Annotated in this window: 10 protein-coding genes; 3 read left to right on the top strand and 7 right to left on the bottom strand. The window is 60.0% G+C overall.

All coding sequences use genetic code 11. The features are described 5' to 3' along the window. Positions 1 to 25: 25 nt before the first annotated feature. Complete coding sequence (locus DCC25_RS09610) at positions 26 to 1,249, top strand: methyltransferase domain-containing protein (protein WP_370443927.1); 1,224 nt, start codon at positions 26 to 28, stop codon at positions 1,247 to 1,249. Here DCC25_RS09610 and DCC25_RS09605 read toward each other — a convergent pair. The 4 genes from DCC25_RS09605 to DCC25_RS09590 form a co-directional block, all read right to left on the bottom strand. Further along, positions 1,246 to 2,079 (bottom strand): phosphosulfolactate synthase, encoded by an 834-nt coding sequence (locus tag DCC25_RS09605; protein WP_110099825.1) that lies wholly within the window; start codon positions 2,077 to 2,079, stop codon positions 1,246 to 1,248. The genes DCC25_RS09610 and DCC25_RS09605 overlap by 4 nt on opposite strands. 18 nt (positions 2,080 to 2,097) lie before the next feature. Next, the gene (locus tag DCC25_RS09600) at positions 2,098 to 3,462 is read right to left on the bottom strand and encodes an MmgE/PrpD family protein (RefSeq protein ID WP_110101511.1); all 1,365 of its coding nucleotides are present in this window, start codon (positions 3,460 to 3,462) and stop codon (positions 2,098 to 2,100) included. 91 nt (positions 3,463 to 3,553) lie between these two features. Next, complete coding sequence (locus tag DCC25_RS09595; protein ID WP_110101510.1) at positions 3,554 to 4,330, bottom strand: carbon-nitrogen hydrolase family protein; 777 nt, start codon at positions 4,328 to 4,330, stop codon at positions 3,554 to 3,556. Further along, positions 4,327 to 6,009 carry an NAD(P)/FAD-dependent oxidoreductase gene (locus DCC25_RS09590; RefSeq protein WP_110101509.1) on the bottom strand — a complete coding sequence of 561 codons (1,683 nt, stop codon included), beginning with the start codon at positions 6,007 to 6,009 and terminating at the stop codon, positions 4,327 to 4,329. The genes DCC25_RS09595 and DCC25_RS09590 overlap by 4 nt, the downstream gene beginning before the upstream one ends. Before the next feature lie 67 nt (positions 6,010 to 6,076). Between DCC25_RS09590 and DCC25_RS09585 the strand changes: the two genes are divergently transcribed. Further along, positions 6,077 to 6,805, top strand: coding sequence for an alpha/beta fold hydrolase (locus DCC25_RS09585; protein ID WP_110101508.1), 729 nt, complete (start codon positions 6,077 to 6,079; stop codon positions 6,803 to 6,805). Here the strand turns inward: DCC25_RS09585 and DCC25_RS09580 are convergent. Genes DCC25_RS09580 through DCC25_RS09570 form a run of 3 tightly spaced genes read right to left on the bottom strand, consistent with a single transcriptional unit; the run spans position 6,787 to position 9,568 of the window. Continuing rightward, positions 6,787 to 7,389: a GntR family transcriptional regulator gene (locus DCC25_RS09580; protein ID WP_110101507.1), complete on the bottom strand. Its 603-nt coding sequence runs from the start codon at positions 7,387 to 7,389 to the stop codon at positions 6,787 to 6,789. The genes DCC25_RS09585 and DCC25_RS09580 overlap by 19 nt on opposite strands. Then, positions 7,389 to 8,354 carry a hydroxymethylglutaryl-CoA lyase gene (locus DCC25_RS09575; RefSeq protein WP_110101506.1) on the bottom strand — a complete coding sequence of 322 codons (966 nt, stop codon included), beginning with the start codon at positions 8,352 to 8,354 and terminating at the stop codon, positions 7,389 to 7,391. Before DCC25_RS09575 ends, DCC25_RS09580 begins: the two co-directional genes overlap by 1 nt. Continuing rightward, complete coding sequence (locus tag DCC25_RS09570) at positions 8,354 to 9,568, bottom strand: CaiB/BaiF CoA-transferase family protein (protein WP_110101505.1); 1,215 nt, start codon at positions 9,566 to 9,568, stop codon at positions 8,354 to 8,356. Before DCC25_RS09570 ends, DCC25_RS09575 begins: the two co-directional genes overlap by 1 nt. Before the next feature lie 140 nt (positions 9,569 to 9,708). Here DCC25_RS09570 and DCC25_RS09565 point away from each other — a divergent pair, with 140 nt between their 5' ends. Next, complete coding sequence (locus DCC25_RS09565; protein ID WP_110101504.1) at positions 9,709 to 11,025, top strand: 2-hydroxycarboxylate transporter family protein; 1,317 nt, start codon at positions 9,709 to 9,711, stop codon at positions 11,023 to 11,025. The last annotated feature ends 421 nt before the right edge of the window (positions 11,026 to 11,446 follow it).

The raw sequence follows: 11,446 nt of genomic DNA, 5'->3' as shown, positions 1-11,446 counted from the left end.
GATGACGCCCGTGGTCAACCACTGTGTGACACTGTTTAAAATTGAGGACATGCGCTGCGACTACTTCGACAAGGGGCTGTGCCGGTCGTGCACCTGGATGAATATCCCGTATACGGTGCAGTTGTCCGAAAAGGTCTCCACAGTGCGCTCCTACCTTGACCCAATCCTGACCAGTCGGGATAGCAACCTCGACGACTTCTGGACGGCGCCGGTGTGCTCACCGGAGGAAGGGTTCCGCAATAAGGCCAAGATGGTCGTGACCGGATCTGCCCACGAACCGAATCTCGGAATTCTGGATCCGGATCAGCATCCGAAGCATCACGATGGCACCGGGGTGGATCTGTCCGAGTGCCCGCTGTACGAGCCAGCGATCATAGCGAGTTTTGAGCCGATCCGCCGACTGATCATAGCCGCCGGGATCGAGCCGTATCAGATGCCCACGCGTCGTGGCGAGCTCAAGCACGTGATCATCACGGTTTCACCGCAACAACAGCTGATGATCCGGTTCGTGTTGCGCTCCACCGAACAACTCGCCCCGTTGCGCGAGCATCTGCCAGCACTCCAAGACGAGCTGGCACGGCGCCAGGCCCCGGCCCGGGTGATCACCGCCAATATTTTGCCCCAGCATCAGGCGTTGCTGGAAGGCGACGAGGAGATCCACCTGGCCGGGGATCAGACGCTGACGATGTTGCTCAACGGGGTGCCCTTGCGGTTACGCCCGCAAGGGTTTTTCCAAACCAACACCGTCATTGCTGCCGAGCTATATCACCGCGCGGCCACATGGATCGCTGAGTTGCCGGAGATCCGTGTGGTGTGGGATCTATATGCCGGAGTGGGCGGTTTTGGGTTAACCCTGGCCGACACAGCGCGTCGGGCCGGCACCCCGTTGCGGGTGTGGGGCATGGAGAGCTCACCGCAAGCGATCACCGCTGGGAATCAGACGGTGGCCGATCTGGGGCTAGCGGACACCGTGCAGTTCCGGGCCGGGGATGCCACCAGACTGGCAACGGCCGAGGAACGGCCAGATCTGGTGGTGGTCAATCCGCCCCGACGCGGGATCGGAGCCGAGCTTGCCAGCTGGTTGAACACCCACACCGATCACGTGCTCTACTCCAGTTGTCACCCCAAGACCTTGGCGACCGATCTGGAGTATCTGCCGGACTTCACGCCGGTACGGGGCACCGTGCTCGATATGTTCCCCCAAACCGCCCACTGCGAAACGCTGGTGTTACTGAGTCGTTGCGGTTAGCTCGGGTTGATGATGCGACCCCAGGAGCCCTTATTGCCCCAAATGTTCTGTCGCATTCCTTCCAGTTGCAGAATCTGGGAGTGGTCGACGAATAGGTTGACCTCGTTACCGTAATTCTTCAGGTACCACTCGAACACCAGCGGGTCGGCGGCCTCGAACATCACGTTCTCCTGACCGAGACCGTTCATGATGGAAGCGGCCACACCGGTATTCCATTCGGCGACGTTCTCGGTGATCCCTTCGGATTCGATCATGATGATCTCGGCGCCAGCCTCGAGGGCGGCCTTGCCGCGATCAATCAGGTCACCGACATCCTTGGCACCTTCAGCAGCGAGTTCGGATTCGGCGGAGTCACCACCGGAACCGATCTGAATGCCCAGTTCGGGCTTGGGTTTCAGCCCAGCGTTCGCCACGCGTTCCACCAGTCGCTGCAACCCCGAGGTGGGGAGCATAATGAACCCGGTGGAAATCTCGATGACGTCCATACCGAGGTCCTTGGCCCGTTTCAGGTATTCGTCCACGGCCTCGTCGCCGTAACGCAAGACGGTCTCGATCCAGCCTCCCGAGGAGACATAGGCGTCACCGTGGTGGGCGATCTCGTTGATGGCCTTGACTTGTTCGTCGGGAATCAGCGCGAAAGAACCACCGGCCCACTTAATGCCGTCAATCCACTGCCCGGCCACGTCGAAGACATCCTGCATATGCCGGGTGCCGTAGGTCGAGTAGTGTGGCGCTCGAATCTCGGTCATACCGATGGTGCGCGGCTTGGCGGGACGGTGAGCGCGCGGGACAAAGTTCATCGAGACATCGAAAGGAATCTCGTTCGACATCTGAACCTCTCTTTCTTCTTAGCGGTTCACCTGAGCCAGAAGCTCAGTCAGGTCTGCAATCGGGCGGTTGTCGAGATCGTAAATGACTTCCACCATGTGGTCGCGCCAGTCTTCGGTGGTGAAGGGGCTAACGAGCGCGTCGAACTTGGCGCGTTCGTCTTGCCAGTTCATCGGATCATCGTGAAAGCCCGGGTAAGACCGTTTTTCGGCGTTGAGCACCGTGCCGTCCTGTAGCGTGACGGTCAGCTCAGCGGGCATATGCTGTGGAAACTGCGCGGAAAACTCGGGATCTTCGGCAATCTCGACCTTGGTCATCAGCGACTGCACATCATCAGCCACAATGCGCTCGGGGCTGTATTGTGCCGGAGTGAGCTCTCCATCGAGGAGCACGCAAGCCAGCATCCACGGCAGGGAGTGATCGGCTTCTTCCTTGGTGCGGATGGTGCGTTTATCGCCTTCTTCACCCCCACCAATAATGTTCCAGGCGACGTCGAAGGTCTTCAGCTTCACGCTGGCGATCGCTGTGGGGTCGAAATCGTGCTGGGCGCGCATATCTTGAGCGGCTTCCAGGGCCGACTGCGAGTGGATCTCGGCATTGTGTTTTTTGATGATGGTCTCTGTGACCTTCTCGAGATCTTCGGCGGACCAGGAGATCTGGAAATCTCCAGCGATGGAGTCCTTGAAGCCCTTATTGCCCTCAAAGACCTCGGCGGGTCCGGTAATGCCACGTTGGGCCAGCAAGGCCGCCCAGGTCGCTGCCTGTGCCACGTGGGCGTAGGCCAGGCCCTTCCAGTGCGATAAATCCCCGGTGCGGGTCACGCGCAACGCATTATTCGCCGTGCCGGCAATGGCCATCGCATGGGCAGCTTGATCGGCGGTGAGTCCCAAGGCCTTCGCGACGCCAGCGGCCGCGGCATAGCTACCCTGGGTGGTGTGGTCGAAGCCGCGATCGCGCACCGGAGCGACGTCGGAGAGTCGCGTGTGGACCTGAATCGCCACCGCGAAAGCGTCCAGGAAGGTTTTGCCACTGGCCCCGGCCAGTTCGGCGGCTGCCAGCACAGCCCCCATGTTGTCACTGGGGTGGTTGGTTTCCTTCGGCGCTAAGTAGGCATCCATGAAGTCCAAGTAGCGTGAGAGTGCCGAGTTGTAAAAGGCGGCTTTCTCGGCGGTGGTACGTCCGCCACCGATCAGCGTGGCCTGTTCGGAGCCACCCTGCTCGTCCACCAGCTCGCGGATCGCCACGAGGGGCTCGGCGTTCAAGGCACCAATAGCAACGGCAATGGTGTCCATGACACGAATCTTGAGTTGTTTCACAGCGTGTTCGGACATCGTGGCTGAATCGGCCGCGACCACAAATTCAGCCAAATCCTGAATCTCGGTCATGATGTCCCTCCTCTCCAAAACCGTTGACACTTTGGAGTGTAGGGCACGCCCACTAATTACGCAACACCTATGTGCGGTAATTGACATCAGTTTACCTAAGAGTAATGTCGAAACGTCGGTCGGCCAGATACGAATGGCGCTGTCGGCAGGCGGTCAGCCGGTCACGATCGATCTCCACCACCAGGATGGTGGGGTCCCGCGTTGCGGTGGCGACAACCTCCCCGGTTGGCGCCAGCACGCGGGACAGTCCGCCATACTCGTGCTGGGTATCGGACCCGCAATAGTTGGCGTAGGCCAGATACACCTGATTTTCCAGAGCGCGGGCCGGCAACAGCAGGTGTTGCACCTGGTCGTAGTCGATCATGTTCGCGGTAGGCACCACGATCAGATCCGCCCCGGCCACCGCGAGCGCGCGGGCAGTTTCGGGGAATTCGATGTCATAACAGATCGCCACCCCGATCTGCCAGCCCCGCCAGGAGACCACCTGAGGCGGCCGCCTGGGCGGAGGGTCGAACTGGTCGGCGTCGAGCTGGCCGAAGTAGTGGATCTTGCGCTGATCGAGCAACCGCGTCCCAGCCTGATCGAGAACCCCGACCGTGTTGAACACGGTCGCCCCGTTGCGTTCGGGGTAACCGTAAGCGATGGCCAGGTGGTAGCGGGTCGCCATCTCGGCGACCTCACGGTGATAGGACCCGGCCAGCTCGAGGATGCGCTGCCGGCCAATCACGTAGCCGGTGAGAAACATTTCGGGCAACACCAACAGCTCAGCTGAGCAGTCATGCGCCCGGCGAGCGAGCTGGTCCAGCCGGCGCAGATTGGCAGGCGGGTCCCCGTCGAGCGGTGGCACTTGGGCGATGGCGAGTCTCATGGCGCCAGCTCAAGGGGTCCGAATTGCTCGTACAGGTCACCGGGTCCGGGATTGGCCGGATCGGTGGTACCGCCGAAGTGGTGAAGTACACCCCAGACCGCGTTCAGCCCGGTCTGTACCGCGCCTTCGGCCCACGCGGGCGTAAAGGACACGCTGTCTCCGGCGAGGAAGATCCCGCGCTGACTAGCGGGCAGATCGTCCTGGACGAAGTGACCGTACATGCGGTGGTTGTACCGGTAGTGGCCCGGTAACGCCCCTTTGAACGCGCCCAAGAAGTAGGGGTTGGCTTCCCAGGAGACGGTCACCGGCTCGCCGATAATGTGACTGCGGATATCGACGGTGGGATAGATCTTCTCCAGGGCTCCTAGCGCCAGCTCGGCACGCTTCTCTGGGTCGTAGGGTAGCATTTTCAGCGCATCCGACATCCACGAGTAGGTCAAACAGATCACCCCGGGCTGATCGTCGCCGTGATCGAACAGGTAAGTCCCACGGGTGATGCGGTCGGTGAGCGTCATGCTCATCACATCCTGGCCGGTGGCGGGGTCCTGGTCTTTCCAGAAGGGGCGATCGACGGGCACGAAAGTTTTCGAGGACTGCATATACCGAGTCCGATCCAAGGCCATCCACATCTCTTGGGAGAACAGGTCTTCAGCGCAGTCGATCTCAGTGGTCAGGAGCCAGGATTGGCAGGTCACCACCACCGCGTCGTAATGCTGAGCGCTCCCGGTGGCTTCGGTGACCACAATCTGCTCGCCATCGCGGTAAAGCCCCGACACCGCACCCCGTGGCTGGCGGTTGTCGTGGAGCGCGGCCAGACTGGTGCCCTGAGACCAGTGCACCGGGTCGATCAGACCGCGTTCCCACAGACGCCGAGGCAGTTGTTCGGAGCCGCCGATCACCAGATGCTGATGTGAGTCGCATTCGGTGAGCACCACGCGCAGAATTTCGAGCATGGAGTTGGCGAAGTCCGAGTCCCAGCCCCCGGTCCCGAAGCCAACTTGACCGAAGACTTCTCGGTGCCGGTAGGACAGGCGGGAAAATTCCTCGGATTCGGTCACGAACTCGTAGAAGCTCTTATCGTCCCAGGCGGCCACGATCTGGTTCCACGCCGCTTTCAGCCCGGTGGCGTCTTGGCGCTTGATGGCCTCCTGCAGGCTCGTGAGCCCGAATTCTCGCTCCAGGGCGGCATCCCAGGCTTCGGCTACTTCGGCAAAGAACGGGGGGAGATCCTCCAGACTGCGCGCGTACCAGGTGTCACCACCCAAATCGATCACGGTACTACCGGCGGCCTCGGTGAGCGGGTTGGGGAAGGGCTTGGTCTCCAATCCGACCAGATTCAGATAGTGAAACAGCGTGGTGGAAGAGACCGGGAAGCGCATGCCACCCAGCTCGGCAATGATGGCGGAATGATCTCGCCCGGCGTGTTCTGCCGTGAAGGTGAAGGGCTCGGAACGTAGCCGTCCGCCGAGACGTTCGGCCTCGTAGACCACGGGTTTCAGTCCCAGTCGCATCAGCTCATAGGCGGCCACGAGCCCGGAGATGCCGGCGCCAATAACCGCCACCTCGGTGCCAAGTGCGTGATCGGGAAGGCGACCGATGTGTTGGCCTGCGGTGAGCCAGTGCCGGTAGTCGAAGGGGAAATCGGGGCCGAAGATGGTAACAGCGTGGGTGTGCGCCATTGATACTCCTTGAATAGCAACCAGTGTGACTCACCTTACATGAGCTTTCAGGCGCTACAGTAGAGGCATGGAACATCAGGCAGTTTTCGTCCACGGGCTCGGGCAATCGGCGGCCAGTTGGGAGCCCGTGGTCGAGCACGTCACCGGCGCGGTGGCCTACGATGTGCGTGGCTTTGGACAGGCCCCGCTGGGTGAGGCCGACGGGACCCTGGCGCAATTGGGCCAGGATCTCATCGAGGTGATGGAAGCCACCCAGGCGCGCACTGCCGTGGGTTTTTCACTGGGCGGGATGATCGTGTTGTGGGCAGCGGCCCACCGTCCGGAACTGTTTGAGAAGATCGTGGTGTTGGGGACCTCGTCGGTGGTGGGCTCGCGGGCCGCGGAGTACTACCGGCAACGGGCTGAGCTAGTGGATCATCCCGAGGAGTTTTTCGAGATGCTGGCCCAAGATACCCGGGATATGGTCTATCAGGATACCGTTGACGTCGATGAGCTCACCGCGCAACGGGTCGAGGATATTGGCCAGGGTGCCGGCTTTGCCAATGCCGCCCGGGCGGTGGCGTCGGTGGGCTCGAGTCTGCACGATGACTTGGGGAAGATTACCGCTGAGATCCACGTGATCAGCGGTGCCAACGACCAGCTGTGTTCGCCGAAAGCCACCGAGATCCTGCTGGAGGCCCTGCCACAGGCCGAACACACCGTGATCGAGCAGGCCGGTCACCTGATGCTGATCGACCAGCCTGAAGCCACCCTGCAGGCCCTTGATGTGGCCTTGGGCTATGCCTCAGCGCGTTGACGGTACTGGTTGAGACCGAACAGAATGTGTGTTCGCATCGCTGATTCAGCCCACGCACGGTCGTGATGTTCCAAAGCTTGAATGATGTCCTCGTGCTGACACATGCTACGTTCACTTGCTTTAGGCCCATAGCTCGCCATCACACGATGAAGTAGCAACGGGATGACAAGATTCTCAGCAGCCGAGGCGAGCGGGTGATCGGCTCGCACCGTGATAATCTCGCGGTGGAATACTCCGTTGAGCTGAGCGCGCTCGGCACCACGAGCGGCCCGCATTTGGGCGGAGAGTTCTGTCAACCGGGCCAGCTGGGGTTTTTCGATCGCCTCGGCCACCAGACCGGTAACAAAAGATTCGACCAGGGCACGGGACTCGTAGATCTCAACGACATCTTCCGCGGTATATTGCCGGACTTGGGCACCACGGTTGGGATGGTAAACAACCACGCCGGTGCTGGCGAGTTTGGCTATACCGTTGCGTATCGGGGTGCGGGAAACCCCGAGACGGGCGGCAAGATCTGCTTCGCGTAACCAGTCACCTGGGTGGATCTCGCCGTCCAGGATCAGTTGCATGATCTGGTCTTCCATTAGTCCCAGCTCGCTTCCGCGAGGTCGTTGCGGGTGCCACCGCGGAGCACGAAGGAACTAGGTGGGAAGCCCGTCCAGCCCACCACGTCAGTGGCGAGGGCGCGGAGGTCCTCGAGGTTGAGGCCGGTGGCGATCCCCGTGGACTCCAAAAAGTGCACAAGATCTTCGGTGGCCATATTGCCTAACACGACGGGGTCGCCGGGGAACCACATGTCCCCGCCCAGGGCGGCCACGCTGGTTTCCAACCAGTCTGCCCCGGCAGCCAGGGCTGCGAGCGCATTGGCCGGGGCCACACCGTTGCGGTTGTGCAGGTGGGTTCCGAAGCTCACGTGAGGATCCTGGGTGCGGGCCTGAACCAGTCCAGCATAGACTTCGCCGGGGTGTTCTTCACCGGTGGTGTTGGCCAGGTAGATCTTGTCCACCCCCAGGTCCACGGCGGCGCGGATCACCCGGTGTCGCATCGACGCGGAGACCGCACCGTAACAGGGTGAGAAGTAGGCGCAGGCCACCGCGACAATCAAACGTTTGCCGGCTTGGTCGACCACCCGCGCCATCGCCGGGAGCTGGTCGAGGAGTTGGTCGGTGGTGGCCGATTGGTTCTTGAGCGCCATACCGTCTTCGGCCGGAATCACCACCGCGATTTCCTCCAGTGAGGTCTCCACCGCGCGCTGGGCGCCCTTGAGGTTCGGGGCCAGCCCACGCAGGGTGACGTTCTTACGCCACGGGAGTTGGTCGAGTTCTGCGACCAGTTGGGTGGCATCGGCCAATTGGGGTAGCACTTTGGGATGGGCAAACGAACAGACTTCTAGCTCGCTGCAACCGGCTGCCACTAAGCGGTCGGCGATCTCGACTTTCCGAGTGGTCTCTAACGGATCCGCCACCGCTTGCAGACCATCGCGTAAGCCGACGTCAACGATTCTGGCTCTCTCGGGGAGGTTCCAGTCATTCGCCAAGGTGCCAGCCATTAGCGGATCACCCCCGCAGCACGCAGCTGATCTTGCCGCTGGGCGTCGTATCCGAGATCAGTCAAGATCTCTGCGGTGTGCTTGCCCAGCACCGGACCGGACCACCGCACCCGGGTATCGGTCCGTGACAGCCGCGGGAACGCGTTGTGCATGTGGAGTGAGCCGTGCTGTTCCGAATCCACGGCGATAATGGACTCGCGGGCGATGAACTGTGGGTCAGTGACCATATCTCGAGGTCGGAAGATCTTGCCCACCGGCACTGAGTGCGCCTGGAGTAGCTCAGTGAGTTCTTGCGAGGTTTTGGTCATCGAGAATTCGGCAATCAGTTCATCAAGTTCGGCCTGATGTTCTCCGCGGGCATAGTGGTTCGCGTACCGGGGATCCTCGGCGAGTTCGGGTCGGCCCATGGCTGCCGCCAGACGCGCGAAGACCGTGTCCTGATTGGCGGCAATGATCATCCACTCCCCCGAGCCGGTTGGGTAGACGTTGCTGGGAGCAATTTTGGGCAGGATCGATCCGGTCCGCTCACGCTGGATGCCACCTTCGATCCAGTCGGGAACCAACGATTCCATTACGCCCAGCACCGATTCGTAGATAGAGGCATCCACCACCTGGCCGCGTCCGGAGTTTTTAACCTCCAGCAGCGCTGCCAGCGTTCCCAGGGTGGCGAAAATCGCTGCCAGTGTGTCGCCGATCGAAATCCCGACGCGGGACGGCGGGGTGGTGGGGTCACCAACGATGTAGCGTAGCCCGCCCATGGCTTCACCGATCGACCCATATCCGGGTTGCTGGGCGCTCGGGCCGGTTTGGCCGTAACCGGAGACTCGCGTCATCACCAAAGCAGGGTTGTCTGCCGACAGGGACTCGTAATCCAAATGCCATTTCTCCATCGAGCCGGGGCGGAAGTTTTCCAGTACCACGTCCGCGGAGGCTATCAGCTCGCGCGCAATGGCTTGACCAGCTGGCTCGCGCAGGTTGAGGGTCACCGACTTTTTGTTTCGGGCCAGCACCGACCACCACAACGAGTCGCCCTCCACCCGGGCCTGTCCCCACTGGCGTAAGGGGTCGCCTCGCACCGGGTCCTCGATCTTGATGACCTCAGCGCCGAGATCCCCCATCAACTGCCCACAGAATGGGCCGGCAATGAGCTGTCCCATCTCGATGACCCGAATGCCCGCCAGCGGTCCGCGTTCACAGTGTTGTTGTTCTGTCATCAGTGTCCTTCCCTAGCAACGCCCCCATTATTGTATATTGTGTACGATACTAGAGGCGAGCAACCCTCATGCCCTCAAATTAGTGGCCAAAAGCCTAAAGTTGTATCCAATACTCCCTGATGAAGGGCCATCACCGACCCATGACAACCGAAGACACGACGCCACGTATCGACCGGCGAATCCTTGGCCTCCCGGTCCCTACTTTTCTCATACTGACCACACTGGTGGTAATACTCGCGGCCCTGTCTCCAGCTGATACCGGCATGACAACTGCGTTCGCACTCACCATGACTACCGGCGGGGCTCTCATGTGGATCGGTTCTGCGATCCCGTATTTCAACTTCATCGGCGGTGGAGTGATACTTTGCATCTTGGGCCCGTCAATTTTGAATTACTTGGACCTAGTCCCGAGCCACCTGATCACGACCATAGAGAGCTTTTATGAAGTATCTGGGTTCGGTCAGTTCGTTGTGGCAGCCCTGATCACCGGCAGCATCCTTGGCATGCCACGCACGCTACTTATCAAGGCAGGCACGCGAATTATCGTGCCAATCATCGCAGTCATCATCGGTTGCATAGCAATTTTGGGTACCATTGGTGAGTTGGCAGGCATGGGCGCCGGATACACAATTTTCTACGTTGTTGGTCCCGTTTTAGGTGGTGGAGTTGCCGCCGGCGCCATCCCCATCTCCGAAATCATTGCAGGTCAAAGTGGAGGAAATTCAACCGAATACCTCACATTGCTAGTGCCTGCTGTCGCAGTAGCTAACATCGTCTGTATCATCTCGGCCGGCGGAATGAATTTCGCCGGAAAGAAGCTCGGAACCCGCTGGAAGGGATTCAACGGACATGGCGTCTTAGCTCGCGATGTCTCAACAGATCTCTCGGGACGCACATATTCCATGACGAACCCCGTCATCGCGATCAAGTCAGCGGTCACCGGATTTTTACTCGCCGGGATGCTTTTCATCATTGCCAACTTCGTTGCTACCCTTATTCCGCAACTGCACGCCTACGTGTTTTTGATTTTGATCTGCGCGGTGTTGAAGGTTTTCGTTCAACTTCCCACCGAGATCGAAGAGGCAGTCGACCTTTGGTATGTATTCGTCGCCAATTCCATGATTCCGGCCGTATTGGCGACATTGAGTATCGTGTCTATCAATATTGACGACTTACTCGCACTACTTTCCGACCCCGGGTACATGGTGATGACCGTAGCGACCGTTCTCTTGGCGATCGCGATCGCGGGGGCCATAGGCTGGTTGATGCGACTCTATATCATCGAGTCTGCAATCTCGGCCGGTCTAGGCTTGGCCGACTTTGGTTCGTCTGGTGACTTAGCAGTGCTTCAAGCTTCTCAACGACTTGACCTGCTACCTTTCCTGTCGATTTCATCTCGCATCGGTGGAGGCATTGTGCTCCTGACGATGTCGCTTCTTGCGCCGCTGTTGTTGTAAACAAGCAAGGTCCAAACCGGACAATTATTCCTGATACCTGGGTATCAGCTCTTTCGGAGCCATTACCCAGCCTCAAGTGCAGAGCCTAAAAAGGAAGCGCTCATGCACGAAATTCAGCGCTCCGCTTCCCGCTATCCCATTAATCTCCTTAGGTGTGCTCAGTAGTCTCGGGCGTTGAACACCGTCTAGGCTCGTACACCTTCCACGAGGATGTCTTCAGATTTTCCAGACATCTTGGAACATAGGTTTTCGCTTTATACGGGTGGGGACCTGGCGCCCCATCAGAACCCACACCCGGGGTGCCTCATGTCAAGATCCCCGCGAAAGGTAGGCCGTGCCTCAGACAAATAATCCCCGGATGTTCGATTAGCTGGCGCGGCGGTGGATCTTGATGCCAGCAGGGTGTGGTGGCCGATCAGCG

The sequence above is a fragment of the Auritidibacter sp. NML120636 genome (genome assembly GCF_003185945.1).
GTDB classification, from domain to species: Bacteria; Actinomycetota; Actinomycetes; order Actinomycetales; family Micrococcaceae; genus Auritidibacter; species Auritidibacter ignavus.
Note: the sequence above shows the minus strand (reverse complement) of the source record. Positions and strands in the feature narration are given on the sequence as shown.

What these genes read in the sequence shown, in the direction of transcription:
- DCC25_RS09605 (WP_110099825.1), bottom strand. Translation starts at nt 2,079, where the DNA reads ATGTCGAACGAGATTCCTTTCGATGTCTCGATGAACTTTGTCCCGCGC.
- DCC25_RS09600 (WP_110101511.1), bottom strand. Translation starts at nt 3,462, where the DNA reads ATGACCGAGATTCAGGATTTGGCTGAATTTGTGGTCGCGGCCGATTCA.
- DCC25_RS09595 (WP_110101510.1), bottom strand. Translation starts at nt 4,330, where the DNA reads ATGAGACTCGCCATCGCCCAAGTGCCACCGCTCGACGGGGACCCGCCT.
- DCC25_RS09590 (WP_110101509.1), bottom strand. Translation starts at nt 6,009, where the DNA reads ATGGCGCACACCCACGCTGTTACCATCTTCGGCCCCGATTTCCCCTTC.
- DCC25_RS09585 (WP_110101508.1), top strand. Translation starts at nt 6,077, where the DNA reads ATGGAACATCAGGCAGTTTTCGTCCACGGGCTCGGGCAATCGGCGGCC.
- DCC25_RS09580 (WP_110101507.1), bottom strand. Translation starts at nt 7,389, where the DNA reads ATGGAAGACCAGATCATGCAACTGATCCTGGACGGCGAGATCCACCCA.
- DCC25_RS09575 (WP_110101506.1), bottom strand. Translation starts at nt 8,354, where the DNA reads ATGGCTGGCACCTTGGCGAATGACTGGAACCTCCCCGAGAGAGCCAGA.
- DCC25_RS09570 (WP_110101505.1), bottom strand. Translation starts at nt 9,568, where the DNA reads ATGACAGAACAACAACACTGTGAACGCGGACCGCTGGCGGGCATTCGG.
- DCC25_RS09565 (WP_110101504.1), top strand. Translation starts at nt 9,709, where the DNA reads ATGACAACCGAAGACACGACGCCACGTATCGACCGGCGAATCCTTGGC.